The following is a 16,121-nucleotide window of genomic DNA, read 5'->3' as shown; positions in this document are numbered from 1 at the left end:
CCTTTAGCGTCCTGCGGCGTAGCCCTGCATGCCGCGCGGATTGGCGGCGGCGCGGCGGCGCGGACCGACGCGCGAGGCCGCGGTGAGGCGGCCTTCGGACCAGTCCGGACCGACCTCGACGATATGTCCGCGCTCACGCAGGTTCTCGATCGTCGCCTTCGGCACGCGGTTCTCGATCACGAGCACGCCGGGGCGCGCGGTGCGGGGCCAGAACGAGATCGGGAAATGCTCGGAATGCCAGGCCGGCGCGTCGATCGACTCCTGGAGATTGAGATTGCAGTGGACGTGTCGGAGGAAAAACTGCGTGATCCACTGGTCCTGCTGGTCGCCGCCGGGCGAGCCCCAGGCGAGATAAGGCTCGCCGTCGCGCAGTGCCATGGTCGGCGACAGCGTGGTGCGGGGCCGTTTGCCCGGCGCGAGCGAGCTCGGTTGGTTCTCCTCCAAATCGAACATTTGTGCGCGGCTGCCGAGGCAGAAACCCAGCTCGGGAATGACAGGCGAGGATTGCAGCCAGCCTCCCGACGGCGTCGAGGACACCATGTTGCCGACCTTGTCAATGATGTCGAAATGCACGGTGTCGCCGCGCACCTCGCCGAAGCGCCCCACGGTTGGCTCGCCGGCGCCGAGCGCGCCGACGGCCTCGCGCTGGCCCTCAGCTCGGCGCAGCTTGACCACGCCGCCAAGGCCCTCGACCGTGCCGGGCCGGAGATCGAGCGAAGCTTTCTCGGTAACCAACTTACGACGTTCGTCGTTATAGGCATCTGACAGCAGCGTTGCGATCGGGATTTCGCTGAACTTGGGGTCGCCGTAGAATTTTTCGCGATCGGCAAAGGCGAGTTTTGCGCATTCGATCTGGAGATGGATGAACTCCGGTCCGGTCGGATCGAGCCCATCGAGGGCAAAGCCCTTCAGCAGCGCGAGTTGCTGCAGCGTCACGGGACCCTGGCTCCAGACCCCGGCCTTGCAGACCGTGTAGCGGCCATAATCGTAGGTGAGCGGAGCCTCGACCGTCGGCTGCCAGCGCGCCATGTCGTCGGCCGACAGCACACCGCGATGCGGCGAGCCGCTGACGTCCATCACGTCCTGCGTCCGGCAGAATTTGTCGATGGCTTCCGCGACGAAGCCCTGCGACCAAGCCTTGCGTGCGCGCTCGATCTCGGCATCGCGGCCGCCGCCGCCGCTTTCGGCCTCGCTCAGGATTCGCGCATAGGTCGCCGCAAGTGTCTTGTTGGTGAAGAGCGTGCCGGGCTTTGGCACTTCGCCGTTCGGGAGATAGACGGCGGCCGATGTCGGCCAGTGCGTGCGGAATAATTGCTCGACGGTCTGGATCGTGGCGCAGGCGCGCTCGACCAGCGGATAGCCGTCGCGCGCATAGGAGATCGCGGGCTCCAGCACATCGCGCACGCGCATCGTGCCGTAGTCACGGAGCAGCATCATCCAGGATTCGAAGGTGCCGGGGACGCAGGCCGCGAGCAGGCCGGTGCCGGGCACCATGTCGAGGCCTTCGCTCTTGTAATGCGCGATGGTGGCGCGGGCCGGTGCCGGGCCCTGGCCGCAGATCACCTCGGTGCGGCCGCGCTTCACGTCGTGCACGATGATCGGAACGTCGCCGCCGGGGCCGTTCAGATGCGGCTCGACCACCTGGAGCGTGAAAGCGGTGGCGACGCCGGCGTCAAAGGCATTGCCGCCCTTTTCCAGAATGGCCATCCCGATAGCGGTCGCGATCCAGTGCGTGGTCGCAACGACCCCGAAGGTGCCTTCGATCTCGGGGCGTGTCGTGAAGGGATCGGGATTGACGATGCTGGCCATGGACTACCTCATTTGCGGCGCGCGCAATTGATCACAGGGCCAGGCCGCCGCCAAATGCGCAGGCTGCATGGCACGCGCGCGTCACGCCGGTACCGGCGCGGTGTTGACCGCGTGGCAGGCGACGCCGTCGATCAATTCAGGTGCTTCCCTGCGGCAGAGATCGAACGCCAGCGGGCAGCGCGGATTAAAGGCGCACCCGGACGGCGGGTTGATCGGGTTCGGGATCTCGCCCTTCACGGGGATGCGCTGGCGGCCGCTCATGGCAAGATCAGGCACGGCGCCAAGCAGCATCTTGGTATAGGGCATGCGCGGATGGGCAAACAGCTCGCGCCCTTCCGCGATCTCGACGATGCGGCCGAGATACATCACACCGACGCGGCTCGCCATGTGGCGGACGACGGCGAGGTTGTGGCTGATGAACATGTAGGTCAAGCCGAACTTGTCCTGGAGGTCGCGCATCAGGTTCAGGATCTGCGCCTGCACGGAGACGTCAAGCGCGGAGGTCGGCTCGTCGCAGACGATGAATTCGGCGTCGGAGGCGAGCGCGCGCGCGATCGCGATGCGCTGGCGCTGGCCGCCCGAGAATTCGTGCGGAAATTTCAACCTGTCGTCGGGATGCAGCCCGACGAGGGTGAGAAGCTCTCCGACCCGCGCCTGGATGTCGCGCTCGCCCTCGATCAGGTCGAACGCGCGGATTGGCTCGGAGATGATGGCGTCGACTCGGAAGCGTGGGTTCAGGCTCGCATAGGGATCCTGAAAGATCATCTGGATGCGGCGGCGCAGTTTCCGCCGCGCCTGGGCCTGCCGCGGATCGGTCATTGAGATGCCGTCGATCAAGACGTTGCCGGAGCTTGGCGGCAGCAAGCCGACGACCATCCGCGCCACCGTGGTCTTGCCCGAGCCGGATTCGCCGACCAGTGCAAAGGTCTCGCCCTTCCTGATATCGAAGGTGACGCCATCGACGGCCTTGAGATATTCGAGCTGCCCGCCTTCGAGCATGCGGTTGAGCCAGGGTTTCGAGACGTCGAAGACGCGGCGCAGATTCGTGGCCTGGACGAAGGGAGTGCTCATGCCGCGCTCTCGGCCGGCACGCCGTCATAGAGATGGCAGGCGACGGATTGCGTGCCGCGCGGCAGCGGCTCCGGCCTCTCCACGCGGCATCGGTCGAATGCGAATGCGCAGCGCGGATTGAACGAACAGCCGCGCGGGATCGCCGACAGGCGCGGCATGGAGCCGGGGATCTGCACCAGACGCTTGTCGTCGCCGGCAAGGGTCGGGATCGCGCCCATCAGGCCCTTGGCGTAGGGGTGCAGCGGGTTTCTGACCACGTCCTGCACCGGACCGATCTCGGCGACGCGGCCGGCATACATCACCGCGACCCGGTCGGAGGTCTCGGCGATCACGCCCATGTCGTGGGTCACCAGCATCACCGCAGTGCCATGATCGCGGCCGAGACGCTTGATCAGCGAGATGATCTGCGCCTGCACGGAAACGTCGAGCGCGGTGGTCGGCTCGTCGGCGATGATCAGCTCCGGTTCGGCGCAGATCGCGAGCGCAATCACAACGCGCTGGCGCATGCCGCCGGAGAATTCGTGCGGATAGCCGTCGATGCGCTTTTCCGGAGCCGGGATTCCAACTTCGGCGAGCAGGTCGATGGCTCGGCGGCGGGCGGCGGTCTCGGACAGGTTCAGATGCGTTCTGATCGTCTCGATGAGCTGGTCGCCGACGCGGTAGAGCGGATTGAGCGAGGTGAGGGGGTCCTGGAAGATCATGCCGATCCGTTTTCCCCGGATACGGCGCAGCTCCTCCGCCGGCAAATTGTCGATGCGCAGGCCCGCAAGGCGAATCTCGCCGCCGGCGATGCGGCCCGGCGGATCGATCAGGCCGATCACAGCCAAGCCCGTCACGGACTTGCCGGCGCCGGATTCGCCGACCACGCCGAGTACCTCGCCCTTGGCGATGTCGAAGGAGACGCCATCGATGGCGCGTAGCGTGCCGCGGCGGGAGGCGAACTCGACCTGAAGATTACGCACGGAGAGGATGGGGTCGGTCATGAGCGAGACGCTCTCATCCAGGTTTTGCTCATCCGAATCATGCTTGTCCAGGTCTTGCTCATCCAAGTCTTGCTCATCCGAGTCTTGCCCATCGAAATGTTGCTCATCGGAGCTTCGGGTTGAGCGCGTCGCGCAGCCAGTCGCCGAGCAGGTTGATCGACAGGATCAAGGCAGCGAGCGCGATACCAGGAAAGGCCACGATCCACCATTCGCCCGCGAACAGGTAGTTGTTGCCGATGCGGATCAACGTGCCGAGCGAGGGCATTGTGTCGGGCAGGCCGACGCCAAGGAAGGACAGCGTTGCCTCGGTGATGATGGCGAGCGCAAGGTTGATCGTGGCGATGACCAGGATCGGACCCATCGTGTTTGGCAGCACATGGCGGAACATGATCTTTGGTGCGGGAAGGCCGATCAATTGCGCGGCCGCCACGTAATCCTTGTTCTTCTCGACCATCACGGAACCGCGCACCGTGCGGGCATACCCGACCCAGAAACTCAGGCCAATCGAGATCACCAGCACCACCAGCATGCTGGTTGCATCCAGCCGGTTGCCGAGGATCAATTTGGCGATGCCGTTGACCAGCAGCGCGATCAGGATGGCGGGAAAAGTGAGTTGCACGTCGGCGATCCGCATGATCACGCCGTCCACCGCGCCCCCGAAATAGCCGGCGACCAGGCCAAGCGCGATGCCGAGCGCGCCGGCGAAGATCACGCCGGCCACGCCGACGGCGAGCGAGATGCGCAGCCCGTAGAGAATGGCGGAGAACACGTCGCGGCCCTGCTCGTCGGTGCCGAGCAGGAACGGGCTCTGCCCCTCGGCGGTCCAGAGCGGTGAGATCCGGGAATTCATCAATTGGAGCTGTGCCGGATCGAACGGGTCCTGCACCGCGAGCGCGGAGGCAAAGATCGCGAGCAGGAAGAACAGCACGGTAATGACTGCCGCCACCATGGTCAGCTTGGATCGGCGAAACGAATAGAAGATGTCGCTGTTGAGTGCGCGACTGAACCAGCTGCGGGCGGCATGCGTCGGCAGCGTGCTCGGCTTGTCGGGATGAGAGGCGACCACTTCGGACATGCAGGCTGCCTTATGTGGCGCGGCCGACGGTCGCGCGCAGGCGCGGATCGACGACGGTGTAGAGGATGTCGACCACCAGATTGATGGTGACGAAAATCAGTGAGACCATCAGCAAGTAGGCGGCCATAATCGGGATATCGACGTTTTGCACGGCCTGTACGAACAGAAGTCCCATGCCGGGCCATTGGAACACGGTTTCGGTGATGATCGAAAATGCAATAACCGAGCCAAACTGCAGGCCGGCTACCGTGATCACCGGAATCAGCGTGTTCTTCAGCGCGTGGCCGAAATGAATGGCACGGGTTGTCAGCCCGCGGGCGCGGGCAAAGCGGATATAATCTGTCCGAAGCACTTCCAGCATCTCCGCGCGCACCAGCCGCATGATCAGGGTCATCTGGAACAGGCCGAGCGTGATCGAGGGCATGATCAGCGCCTTCAGGCCCGACAATGTGAGCAGGCCCGTGGTCCACCAACCCAGCTTGACGACTTCGCCCCGGCCGAACGAGGGCAACCAGCCCAACGTCACTGCGAACAGGTAGATCAGAAGGATGCCGATCAGGAAAGTCGGCAGCGAGATGCCAATCAGCGAAACCGCCTGGAATAATTTGGCGAGCAGGGTGTCGCGCCTGAGCGCCGAATAGACGCCCATCAGGATGCCGGAGATCATTGCAAATACGGTCGCGCAGATCGCAAGTTCCAGCGTTGCCGGCATACGCTCCATCAACAGCGTCGAGACCGGCTGGCGGAACTGATAGGAGACGCCGAACTTGAATTGCGCCGCATCGGCGAAATAGCGCACGAACTGCACCGGCACGGGATCATCGAGGCCCAGCGACTTGCGCACGGCGGCGCGTTCGGCCGCCGGCGTATCAAGCGAGACGATCTGGTTGATGGGGTCGCCGGCGAAGCGGAACATCGAGAACGCGATGATGCCGACGGCGAACATGACGCCGATGGCCTGAACGGCCCGGCGAAGAGTGAAAGCGAGCATGCCTTCCACTTTCCTTGAGTGTGCGTCTGGCCGACGTCTTTGTCAGCCGAAAAAGGAAAGGTCCCGGTAGCCTGACGCTGCCGGGACCTTGTGTTCAACTGACGCTATTCCTTCTTGGTCGCCCAGTGGAACATGACCAGATTGTCGGCGCGCTGCGGCAGGTTGACCTTTTTCGATACGCCCCAGGCCAGCGCCTGCTGGTGCAGCGGAATATAAGCCCAGTCCTTGATGCTGATCTCATACGCTTGCTTGATCAGCTGGTTGCGCTTTGTGGTCTCGGTTTCGACCAGCACCTTGTCGGTGATGGCGTCGAATTCCTTGTTGCAATAGCCGCCGAGATTGGCCTCGCCGCGCGATGATTTCGCATCGTCGCGACAGCCCATGATGTCGTAGAGCACGTTATGGGAGTCCATCGTGCTCGGCGTCCAGCCCAGCATGTAGAACGAGGTCTGATAGCCGCCCTGCTTCAACACCTTGGCGAAGTATTGCGCCTTGGGCTGCGCCAGCAGATTGATCTTGACGCCGATGCGGGCAAGCATGCCCACGACGGCCTGGCAGATCGCCGCGTCGTTGACGTACCGATCGTTCGGGCAATCCATGGTGACCTCGAAGCCTTCGGGGTACCCGGCCTCGGCCAGGAGCTTCTTGGCACCATCTGGATCGAACTTCGGCCGGGTGAACTCCTTGGACAGCACGAACAATTCCGGAGCGATCATCAGCGCCGAGGGCGTGGACAGCCCGCGCATCACCCGCGTCTTGATCAGCTCGATGTCGATGGCTTTGTAGAAGGCTTCGCGGACCTTGACATCCTTGAACGGGTTCTTGCCCTTGATGTTGGAGTAGAGCAGCTCGTCACGCGTCTGATCGAATCCGATGAAGATGGTGCGCAACTCAGGGGCCTTCAGCACCTGGGCATTCGGGCTCGCATCGACGCGGGAGATGTCCTGGATCGGCACCGGCTCGATCACGTCCACTTCACCCGAGAGCAGCGCGGCGACGCGGGTGGCATCGGACGAGATCGGGGTGAAGATAATCTCCTTCAGGTTACCTTCCATCTTGCCCCAGTAGTTGGGATTGGCCTTGAACACGGTCTTCACACCGGGCTGATGGCTTTCGATGATGAAGGGACCGGTGCCGTTCTCGTGAAGCGAGGCATAGCTCGGAGAGGTCGCGGACACCGGCGTCGGCTCGACCGCTTTGTTCTCCTCAGCCCATTTCTTGTCCATGATGTACCAGACATCCCACGACGAATTTAGGATGGGATTGGGCGAGGGCAGGACGAAATCGACTGTGTAGTCGTCGACCTTGACGACCTTGACGTTGGGCGCCAGCCGGGTCTGCATGTTCGAGTTCTTGTTGCGGACGCGATCGGCGGAGAACAGCACGTCGTCGGCGGTGAAGGGGTCGCCGTTATGAAATTTGACGCCCTTGCGCAAATGGAAGCGCCAGCGGGTCGGCTCCGGTGTCTCCCAGCTCTCAGCCAGCGCCGGGATGATCTTCAGGTCCTTGTCGCGCGCGGTGAGGCCTTGATAGACGTGACCGAGATGAGCGTGCGTGGTGGACTCGTTCAGCGAATACGGATCAAGCGACTTGAGATCGCCCTGGTTGGCGTAGCGCAGCGTCTGGCTCGACGCCGGCGAGACCGCCAACGCAAGCATACTGGCGAGCGTCGCCGCAAACAGACTTCGTCCGACTGACATTCTTGACCTCTCCACTCGCCCGCACCGTCATTTTTGATTGTTCGGCGGGGCTGATCGAACCATGTTGCCCAGAGTTCTCGACCCGTGCAAGCGCCATTCCAGCAAGGAACGCGCCAAGTTGCACCGCTGTGCGGCAATGCTGACCGGCATGACGGGAGGACGGGCGCGGCCGCGGCCGATTTTGATTGACCATATCCGCCGATCGGGGAAGCCGGAGCGCCGCCACCGGCTTCAGGTCGCTTGCGTTGTACACCGCCTCGCGGCGATACTGCAGTAGGCCGCTCGAATCTCATCTGGAGGGGACATGAAAGTTAACATCGAAATCGACTGTACCCCCCTCGAAGCCCGTCAGTTCATCGGATTGCCCGACCTGGCACCAATGCAGACGGCGGTCATGGACAAGCTGCAGCAGCAGGTTCTGAGCAACATCGACAAGGTCTCGCCGGAATCGCTCATCCAGAGCTGGTTCACCTTCGATCCAAAGCTTGCCGAGCGATTTCAGGACATGTTCGTCACCATGGCCGGCCTCGGCGGCACGCGCAGCGGCGATAAGAAGAAATAATGCCGCCCGGTCCGGACGGGCCGCAGACCTCAGGCCGGCTTCGTCCGCCGGGCCTTGCTTTGCTGCTCGCCGAAGCCCGTGGGTTGCTCGAACTCAACGCCAGCCTGCTGCTGTCGCCGGTCCTGATGCGGGCGCCAAAAGGCGACGGCCATCCGGTGCTGGCGCTGCCTGGCTTCCTCGCCAGCGATCTCTCGATGGCGCCGATGCGGCGCTATCTCAGCGAGCTTGGCTATGAGGCACATGCCTGGCGGATGGGCCGAAATTTCGGCGGGTTCGGACGGATGCGGGATTCGTTGCGCGCCCGTCTAGCCGAAATCCATGCTGCGAGCGGCCGCAAGGTCAGCCTGGTCGGATGGAGTCTCGGCGGCGTCTATGCGCGCGATCTCGCGCTCCAGGCGCCCGACATGGTCCGCAATGCCATCACGCTCGGCAGCCCTTTTGCCAATGACATACGGGCGACCAATGCGACGCGGCTCTACGAGATGATGTCCGGCGAGCGTGTCGAGGATTTCGCCGAGCTGCGCGTGGCGATCGCCGGCGATCTTCCGGTGCCGGCGACGTCGATCTATTCGCGCGCCGACGGGATTGTGAACTGGCGGACCTGCCTGCTGCGTCCCTCCGACCGTGCCGAGAACATCGAGGTGCACCTGGCGAGCCATATCGGGCTTGGGGTGAATCCCGCGGCGCTGTGGGCCGTGGCGGACCGCCTTGCGCAACCGGAGGGAGAGTTCTGGCCATTTGACAGGGCAGGGCCGTTTGCCATTGCATATGCCCCGCCGGAACAGGCAGTATCGGCCTGACGAGAAGCGCCGCCTAAGGCGCCCGTCAAATACTCGGGAGGGAACTATGGCTGACGGTAAGAAGCTGTCGTCGCTGGACGCGTCGTTTCTCTATCTGGAAACGCCGGAAATGCCGATGCATGTCGGGAGCATGGCGATCTTTCGTCTGCCGGACGACTACAAGGGCGACTTCTTCGAAGATTTCAAGGCGATGATCGTCTCGCGCCTGCACATCGCGCCGATCCTCAAAGCGCGGCTGGAGAAGGCGCCGCTCGATATCGATCATCCCTCCTGGATCGAGGACGATCAGTTCGACATTGACCGTCACATCTTCCGCGCCAGCCTGCCGCAGCCGCGCGACCGCGCTACGCTCGAACGCATCGTGGGCTGGATGCACGCCAAGCTCTTGAACCGTGCCCGCCCGCTCTGGGAGTTCTACGTGTTCGAGGGCATGAAGGACAACGAGGTCGGGCTCTATTCCAAGATGCATCATGCCGCCATCGACGGCGGCGCCGGTGCGGCGCTGACCAACATGATCTACGACATCTCGCCGATCCCGCGGAAGGTCGATCCGCCGACCGCGGGAGCGAAGCCCGGGCAGGAGCCGCGCGACATCGCAGCGAACCTGGTCGATTCCTACCAGCAGCTTTTCACCCAGCCGCTCGATGCATCGGCGGCCGCGAAGAATCTGCAGCTGCCACGCACCGGCAAGAGCGATATCGGTTCGATCCTGTTCGACAATGCGATGTACCAGATCGAGAGTGCGGTGCGCTTTGCCGGCAACATCCCAACCATGGTCAAGAGCGTCTCGGACGTGCTCGGCAAGATATCCGATCCAAAATCGCGCGAGAGCCTCGCCAGCATGGTCTCGCCGCCGACCATGCTCAACAAATCGATCTCGTCCGAGCGCAGCTTCGCCGGTGTCTCGATTTCGCTGTCGCGATCCAAGGCGCTGGCCAAGCAGGCCGGCGGCAAACTCAACGACGTCGTGCTGGCGCTCGCTTCCGGGGTGGTCCGGCGCTACCTGCAGCAACATGGAACGTTGCCGGCGAAGTCCTTGACCGCTGCCGTACCGATCTCGCTGCGCGAGGAGGGCAACACCGACGCCAACAACCAGGTGTTCGGCATGATCTGCTCGATCGCAACCAACATCGACGATCCCAAGGCACGCCTGGAAGCCATTATCGCGCAATCGACCAAGTCCAAGGAGATGTCGCATCCGCTGCGGGCTCTGATGCCGCAGATCTCCAATATCTCGATGCTGGGCGCGCCGATTGTCGTGCAGATCATGGCGCTGCTCTACAGCCGCTCCGACTTGTCGAATGTGTTGCCGCCGGCTGCGAACATTACGGTGTCCAACGTGCCGGGGCCGCGGCAGACGCTCTACGCCGCGGGCGCGGAGCTGTTGCACATCTTCCCGGTATCGATCTCGACGCACGGACAGGCGCTCAACATCACCGTGCAGAGCTATCGCGACCAGCTCGATTTCGGCTTCATCGTCGGCGCCAACATCATTCCGCACGTGCAGGTGATGTGCGACATGCTGCCGGAAGAATTCGCCGCGCTCGAGGCTGCCTATGCTTCGCCCGCGGCGGACATCAAGGGCGCCGCTGAGTAGGAATGTTCCGATGATTGAAATGCCACCGCTCAAGTTCGTACAGACGAACGGAATCCGCATGGGCTATTACGAGGCGGGCCCGGTTACAGACAAGCCGCCGATGGTGCTGTGCCATGGCTGGCCCGAACTCGCATTTTCCTGGCGCCACCAGATCAAGGCGCTGAGCGAGGCCGGCATCCGCGTGATCGCGCCGGACCAGCGCGGCTACGGCGCGACCGACCGGCCAGAGCCGGTCGAGGACTACGACATCGAGCACCTGACCGGCGATCTGATCGGCCTGCTCGACCATCTTCAGATCGACAAGGCGATCTTCGTCGGCCATGACTGGGGCGGTTTTATCGTCTGGCAGATGCCACTCCGGCACATCGACCGGGTCGCCGGCGTGGTCGGCATCAATACGCCTCATACCAACCGCGCCTGGGCCGATCCGATCGAGCTCCTGCGCGCGCGCTTCGGCGAAAAGATGTATATCGTGCAGTTCCAGGATCCCGCGCGTGAGCCCGACAAGATCTTTGGCAGTCGCGTCGAGCAGACCTTCGATGCCTTCATGCGCAAGCCCGTAGCGCGCCCGGCAGATGCTCCGGCGGAGGAAGTCGTCGCGGGTGTCGGTGCCTCCCCGCGACTGAACCTGGCATTTCCGCAGATGATCGCGGGCTACGATGCGAAGCACGATCCTCGCACGCCGATCCTGTCGCCGGAAGAGAAAAAGGTGTTCGTGGACAATTTCACCAGGACGGGCTTCACCGGCGGCATCAACTGGTACCGCAATATGTCCCGCAACTGGATGCGCGCCGAAGGGCTCGATCATACGGTGCGCGTGCCGTCGCTGATGATCATGGCCGAGAACGACGCGGTGTTGCCGCCGTCTTCCGCCGATGGCATGGACAAGCTGATCCCCGATCTGGAAAAATATCTGGTCCGCGACAGCGGCCATTGGACGCAGCAGGAGAAGCCGGAGGAAGTCAGCGCCAAGCTGATCGAATGGCGTAGAAGGCGGTTTGGCTAGCTCGCAACGAGGGCGTTGAATACCGAGGCAGGGGAAGCACTTTTAATGTCATCGAAGAACCGTCTGGACCCGATCCCGCAGCCGCCGACCAAGCCGGTGGTCGGCAACATGCTGTCGCTGGATTCGGCCGCACCGGTGCAGCATCTGACCCGGCTTGCCAAGGAGCTGGGGCCGATCTTCTGGCTCGACATGATGGGCTCGCCGATCGTGGTCGTCTCCGGCCACGATCTCGTCGACGAGCTCTCCGACGAGAAGCGTTTCGACAAGACGGTGCGCGGTGCCCTGCGGCGGGTGCGCGCGGTCGGCGGCGACGGCTTGTTCACGGCCGACACCAGGGAGCCGAACTGGAGCAAGGCGCACAACATCCTGCTCCAGCCTTTCGGCAACCGCGCCATGCAGTCCTATCACCCGAGCATGGTCGACATCGCGGAGCAGCTCGTGGGCAAATGGGAACGGCTCAACGCCGACGACGAGATCGACGTCGTCCACGACATGACGGCGCTGACGCTGGATACGATCGGCCTGTGCGGCTTCGACTACCGCTTCAATTCGTTCTACCGGCGCGATTACCACCCCTTCGTCGAGTCGCTGGTGCGCTCGCTCGAAACCATCATGATGACGCGCGGCCTGCCGTTCGAGCAGCTCTGGATGCAGAAGCGGCGCAAGACCATGGCTGAAGATGTCGACTTCATGAACAGGATGGTCGACGAGATCATTGCGGAGCGCCGCAAGGGAGGCGAGGCGACCGACGACAAGAAGGATATGCTTGCGGCGATGATGACGGGCGTCGATCGCTCGACCGGCGAGCAGCTCGACGACGTCAACATCCGCTACCAGATCAACACGTTCCTGATCGCAGGCCACGAGACCACCAGCGGCCTGTTGTCCTGCGCGCTCTATGCGTTGCTCAAGCACCCCGACATTCTCAAAAAAGCCTATGACGAGGTCGACCGCGTCCTCGGTCCCAATGTCGACGTGCGTCCGACCTATCAACAGGTCACGCAGCTCACTTACATCACGCAGATCCTCAAGGAGGCGCTGCGGCTATGGCCGCCGGCGCCGGCCTATGGCATCTCCCCACTGAACGACGAGGCTATCGGCGGCGGCAAGTACAAGCTCAGGAAGGGCACGTTCACCACCATCCTGGTGACCGCGCTGCATCGCGATCCCTCTGTCTGGGGTCCCAACCCGGATGCGTTCGATCCGGAGAATTTCAGCCGGGAGGCGGAAGCCAAACGGCCGATCAATGCCTGGAAGCCGTTCGGCAACGGCCAGCGCGCCTGCATCGGCCGCGGCTTCGCCATGCACGAGGCCGCGCTCGCGCTCGGCATGATCCTCCAGCGCTTCAAGCTGGTCGACCACCAGCGCTACCAGATGCATCTGAAGGAAACGCTCACGATGAAGCCGGAAGGCTTCAAGATCAAGGTCCGTCCGCGCGCCGATCGCGAGCGCGGCGCTTATGGTGGACCTGTAGCGGTGTCGTCGGCGCCGAAGGCACCGCGCCAGCCCACCGCGCGTCCCGGCCACAACACGCCGATGCTCGTACTTTACGGCTCCAATCTCGGCACCGCCGAAGAGCTGGCGACGCGGATGGCCGACCTTGCCGAGATCAACGGCTTTGCCGTGCATTTGGGGCCGCTCGACGATTACGTCGGCAAGCTGCCGCGGGAGGGCGGCGTCCTGATCATCTGCGCCTCCTATAACGGCGCGCCGCCGGACAATGCGACACAATTTGTCAAATGGCTCGGCGACGAGCTGCCGAAGGATGCGTTTGCCGATGTGCGCTACGCCGTGTTCGGCTGCGGCAACAGCGACTGGGCCGCGACCTATCAATCGGTACCGCGCTTCATCGATGAACAATTATCGGCGCATGGTGCGCGCGCGGTCTATCCGCGTGGCGAAGGCGATGCGCGCAGCGATCTCGACGGCCAGTTTCAGAAATGGTTCCCGGCGGCCGCCCAGGTCGCGACCAAGGAATTCGGCATCGACTGGAATTTCACCCGTACCGCGGAGGATGATCCGCTCTACGCGATCGAGCCGGTCGCGGTGACCGCCGTCAACACCATCGTCGCCCAGGGCGGCGCGGTGGCCATGAAGGTGGTGGTCAATGACGAGCTTCAGAACAAGGCCGGTTCCAATCCGTCGGAGCGCTCGACGCGCCACATCGAGGTGCAGCTGCCGTCCAACATCACGTACCGCGTCGGCGATCATCTGAGTGTGGTCCCGCGCAACGATCCGACGCTGGTGGATTCGGTTGCCCGTCGCTTCGGCTTCCTGCCGGCCGACCAAATCAGGCTTCAGGTCGCCGAAGGCCGCCGCGCGCAATTGCCGGTCGGCGATGCCGTGTCAGTGGGCCGCCTGCTCAGCGAGTTCGTCGAGCTCCAGCAAGTGGCGACACGGAAGCAGATTCAGATCATGGCCGAGCATACGCGTTGTCCGGTCACGAAACCAAAACTGCTGGCCTTCGTTGGCGAGGAGGCCGAAACACTCGAGCGCTATCGCAGCGAGATTCTGGCCAGGCGAAAATCGGTGTTCGATCTGCTGCTCGAATATCCGGCCTGCGAATTGCCGTTCCACGTCTATCTGGAAATGCTCTCGCTGCTGGCGCCGCGCTATTACTCGATCTCGTCTTCGCCGTCGGTCGACCCGGTTCGTTGCAGCGTCACGGTCGGCGTGGTTGAAGGACCGGCCGCCTCCGGCCGCGGCACCTACAAGGGTATCTGCTCGAACTATCTCGCCAATCGACGCGCGGGCGACGTGATCCATGCAACCGTGCGTGAGACCAAGGCCGGCTTCCGGCTCCCGGACGATCCATCCGTGCCGATCGTCATGATCGGCCCGGGCACGGGACTGGCGCCGTTCCGCGGCTTCCTCCAGGAGCGCGCCGCGCGCAAGGTCAAGGGCGCCGCGCTCGGTCCGGCCATGCTGTTTTTCGGCTGCCGTCATCCCGATCAGGATTTTCTCTACGCGGACGAGCTGAAGGCGCTGGCGGCGAGCGGCATCACCGAGCTGTTCACGGCGTTCTCGCGCGCGGAGGGGCCAAAGACCTATGTGCAGCACGTCCTCGCTGCGCAGAAGGACAAGATCTGGCCGCTGATCGAGCAGGGCGCGATCGTCTATGTCTGTGGCGACGGCAGCAAGATGGAGCCCGACGTGAAGGCGGCGCTGGTCGCGATCCATCGCGAGAAGAGCGGCAGCGATGCCGCCACGGCTGCCCGCTGGATCGAGGAGATGGGTGCAAAGAACCGGTATGTTCTGGACGTATGGGCGGGTGGATAACCCGGCAGCCGGACGTGCTAAAGCTCTCGCATGATTCCCTGGGAAAAGATCGATACCGCCAAAATCCCCGGCTCCGATGAAGAGCTTCGCCTGATGCGGCGAGGCAAGGAGTTCTCAATCAAGCTCGGCACCAACGAGCTGATGAACAACCGCCTGTCGGGCTCGGAGGCCGCGCTCGCCACGCTCGCGGCGAAGCAGATCGAGACGGTCGCAAAACCTGTCGTCCTCATCGGGGGCCTGGGCATGGGTTTTACGCTGCGTGCGGCGCTGACCGTGCTCGGAAGCAAGGCGAAGATCGTTGTCTCCGAGCTCGTGCCGGCGGTGGTCGCCTGGGCGCGGGGTCCGATGGCGCAGGTGTTCGGTGACAGTCTCGATGACGTCAGGGTGAGCATCCGGGAAACCGACGTTGGCGAAATCATCCGGGCGCAGCGGTCGGCATTCGATGCCATCCTCCTCGACGTCGATAACGGGCCGGAAGGGCTGACCCGGAAGGGCAATGATGCGCTCTACAATGCGAGTGGGTTGAAGGCGGCGAAGACGGCGCTGCGGACGGGCGGCGTGCTCGCGGTCTGGTCCTCGGGGCCCAACCCGGCCTTCACAAAGCGGCTCGGGAGCGCCGGATTCGAAGTCAACGAAGTCAATATCCGCGCCACCGGAAGAGGCGGTGGCGCACGTCACGTGATCTGGCTGGCGAGGAAGAGCTAGGCCGCCTGCCCAGCAACCGGTTCGATCCGTCAGAACATCGTGTTGTTGTTCGCCGGATTTTCCGGGATCGGTTGCACGACGTCCCAGTGTTCGACAACCTTGCCGTTCTCCAGCTTGAAGATGTCGACGATCGCATTGCCCCTGCTGCCGGGCTCGCGAACCGCGTGAACGTGCAGGATGACGTAGTCGCCATCCACGAAGCTGCGCTTGATCTCGCTGTGCGAGTTCGGGAATTTCTCGCGCAGGAAGCCAATGAACTTTCGGAATCCGTCCGGACCATCGGCCGCGTTTGGATTGTGCTGGACGTAGCGGTCGCCGACATAGGCGAGGGCTGCATCGGCGTCCTTTTGGTTGAGCCCCTTCTCGTAGAACGCAAGGACAGTTTTGCGATTGGCTTCTTCTTGCGCGCCACCCGCCATCGCGGCGCCGCTGGCGAGGGACAGCGTGAGGACTGAAGCAGCGACGATTGCGGCCGACCGGACGATGAGATGCATGTGAACTCCGAGAGGCCGCGGCCTCTTTGTTGGCGATTGAGGTTCTCAG

13 protein-coding genes are annotated in these 16,121 nt (G+C 63.4%); 6 read left to right on the top strand and 7 right to left on the bottom strand.

Annotated features, from left to right (window positions below; all coding sequences use genetic code 11):
- Positions 1-3: 3 nt before the first annotated feature.
- The 6 genes from IVB54_RS27340 to IVB54_RS27315 form a co-directional block, all read right to left on the bottom strand.
- Positions 4-1,809, bottom strand: coding sequence for a gamma-glutamyltransferase family protein (locus IVB54_RS27340; RefSeq protein ID WP_085352149.1), 1,806 nt, complete (start codon positions 1,807-1,809; stop codon positions 4-6).
- Between the two features lie 81 nt (positions 1,810-1,890).
- Positions 1,891-2,880, bottom strand: a complete 990-nt coding sequence (locus tag IVB54_RS27335; RefSeq protein WP_247363485.1) for an oligopeptide/dipeptide ABC transporter ATP-binding protein — start codon at positions 2,878-2,880, stop codon at positions 1,891-1,893.
- On the bottom strand, positions 2,877-3,863 hold the full coding sequence (locus IVB54_RS27330; RefSeq protein WP_247363484.1) for an ABC transporter ATP-binding protein: 987 nt from the start codon (positions 3,861-3,863) through the stop codon (positions 2,877-2,879). The genes IVB54_RS27335 and IVB54_RS27330 overlap by 4 nt, the downstream gene beginning before the upstream one ends.
- A 103-nt stretch (positions 3,864-3,966) precedes the next feature.
- The gene (locus IVB54_RS27325) at positions 3,967-4,938 is read right to left on the bottom strand and encodes an ABC transporter permease (protein WP_247363483.1); all 972 of its coding nucleotides are present in this window, start codon (positions 4,936-4,938) and stop codon (positions 3,967-3,969) included.
- A 10-nt stretch (positions 4,939-4,948) separates the two neighbouring features.
- Entirely contained in the window at positions 4,949-5,929 is a 981-nt protein-coding gene (locus IVB54_RS27320) for an ABC transporter permease (protein ID WP_085362290.1), read from the bottom strand.
- A gap of 104 nt (positions 5,930-6,033) precedes the next feature.
- Positions 6,034-7,629, bottom strand: a complete 1,596-nt coding sequence (locus IVB54_RS27315) for an ABC transporter substrate-binding protein (RefSeq protein WP_085362291.1) — start codon at positions 7,627-7,629, stop codon at positions 6,034-6,036.
- A 304-nt stretch (positions 7,630-7,933) separates the two neighbouring features.
- Between IVB54_RS27315 and IVB54_RS27310 the strand changes: the two genes are divergently transcribed.
- Genes IVB54_RS27310 through IVB54_RS27285 form a run of 6 tightly spaced genes read left to right on the top strand, consistent with a single transcriptional unit; the run spans position 7,934 to position 15,578 of the window.
- Positions 7,934-8,191 carry a DUF6489 family protein gene (locus IVB54_RS27310; RefSeq protein WP_007593837.1) on the top strand — a complete coding sequence of 86 codons (258 nt, stop codon included), beginning with the start codon at positions 7,934-7,936 and terminating at the stop codon, positions 8,189-8,191.
- Positions 8,191-8,991, top strand: a complete 801-nt coding sequence (locus tag IVB54_RS27305; RefSeq protein ID WP_018457034.1) for an alpha/beta hydrolase — start codon at positions 8,191-8,193, stop codon at positions 8,989-8,991. Before IVB54_RS27310 ends, IVB54_RS27305 begins: the two co-directional genes overlap by 1 nt.
- A gap of 46 nt (positions 8,992-9,037) precedes the next feature.
- Positions 9,038-10,588, top strand: coding sequence for a wax ester/triacylglycerol synthase family O-acyltransferase (locus tag IVB54_RS27300; RefSeq protein WP_085352151.1), 1,551 nt, complete (start codon positions 9,038-9,040; stop codon positions 10,586-10,588).
- Positions 10,589-10,598: 10 nt separating this feature from the next.
- On the top strand, positions 10,599-11,594 hold the full coding sequence (locus IVB54_RS27295; RefSeq protein WP_085385882.1) for an alpha/beta hydrolase: 996 nt from the start codon (positions 10,599-10,601) through the stop codon (positions 11,592-11,594).
- 45 nt (positions 11,595-11,639) lie between these two features.
- Positions 11,640-14,873 (top strand): cytochrome P450, encoded by a 3,234-nt coding sequence (locus tag IVB54_RS27290; RefSeq protein ID WP_247363482.1) that lies wholly within the window; start codon positions 11,640-11,642, stop codon positions 14,871-14,873.
- A gap of 30 nt (positions 14,874-14,903) precedes the next feature.
- Positions 14,904-15,578 carry a spermidine synthase gene (locus IVB54_RS27285; RefSeq protein ID WP_204510610.1) on the top strand — a complete coding sequence of 225 codons (675 nt, stop codon included), beginning with the start codon at positions 14,904-14,906 and terminating at the stop codon, positions 15,576-15,578.
- 29 nt (positions 15,579-15,607) lie between these two features.
- Here IVB54_RS27285 and IVB54_RS27280 read toward each other — a convergent pair whose 3' ends face one another.
- Positions 15,608-16,072, bottom strand: a complete 465-nt coding sequence (locus IVB54_RS27280) for a nuclear transport factor 2 family protein (RefSeq protein WP_204510611.1) — start codon at positions 16,070-16,072, stop codon at positions 15,608-15,610.
- Between the last annotated feature and the right edge of the window lie 49 nt (positions 16,073-16,121).

The sequence above is a fragment of the Bradyrhizobium sp. CW1 genome (genome assembly GCF_023100665.1).
In the GTDB taxonomy this organism is placed as follows: Bacteria; Pseudomonadota; Alphaproteobacteria; order Rhizobiales; family Xanthobacteraceae; genus Bradyrhizobium; species Bradyrhizobium canariense_D.
Note: the sequence above shows the minus strand (reverse complement) of the source record. Positions and strands in the feature narration are given on the sequence as shown.

Bases quoted from the DNA above. Each gene is read 5' to 3' on its own strand.
- IVB54_RS27295 (WP_085385882.1), top strand. From the start codon at position 10,599: ATGATTGAAATGCCACCGCTCAAGTTCGTACAGACGAACGGAATCCGC.
- IVB54_RS27305 (WP_018457034.1), top strand. From the start codon at position 8,191: ATGCCGCCCGGTCCGGACGGGCCGCAGACCTCAGGCCGGCTTCGTCCG.
- IVB54_RS27280 (WP_204510611.1), bottom strand. From the start codon at position 16,072: ATGCATCTCATCGTCCGGTCGGCCGCAATCGTCGCTGCTTCAGTCCTC.
- IVB54_RS27320 (WP_085362290.1), bottom strand. From the start codon at position 5,929: ATGCTCGCTTTCACTCTTCGCCGGGCCGTTCAGGCCATCGGCGTCATG.
- IVB54_RS27330 (WP_247363484.1), bottom strand. From the start codon at position 3,863: ATGACCGACCCCATCCTCTCCGTGCGTAATCTTCAGGTCGAGTTCGCC.
- IVB54_RS27300 (WP_085352151.1), top strand. From the start codon at position 9,038: ATGGCTGACGGTAAGAAGCTGTCGTCGCTGGACGCGTCGTTTCTCTAT.
- IVB54_RS27335 (WP_247363485.1), bottom strand. From the start codon at position 2,880: ATGAGCACTCCCTTCGTCCAGGCCACGAATCTGCGCCGCGTCTTCGAC.
- IVB54_RS27315 (WP_085362291.1), bottom strand. From the start codon at position 7,629: ATGTCAGTCGGACGAAGTCTGTTTGCGGCGACGCTCGCCAGTATGCTT.
- IVB54_RS27340 (WP_085352149.1), bottom strand. From the start codon at position 1,809: ATGGCCAGCATCGTCAATCCCGATCCCTTCACGACACGCCCCGAGATC.
- IVB54_RS27325 (WP_247363483.1), bottom strand. From the start codon at position 4,938: ATGTCCGAAGTGGTCGCCTCTCATCCCGACAAGCCGAGCACGCTGCCG.
- IVB54_RS27285 (WP_204510610.1), top strand. From the start codon at position 14,904: ATGATTCCCTGGGAAAAGATCGATACCGCCAAAATCCCCGGCTCCGAT.
- IVB54_RS27310 (WP_007593837.1), top strand. From the start codon at position 7,934: ATGAAAGTTAACATCGAAATCGACTGTACCCCCCTCGAAGCCCGTCAG.
- IVB54_RS27290 (WP_247363482.1), top strand. From the start codon at position 11,640: ATGTCATCGAAGAACCGTCTGGACCCGATCCCGCAGCCGCCGACCAAG.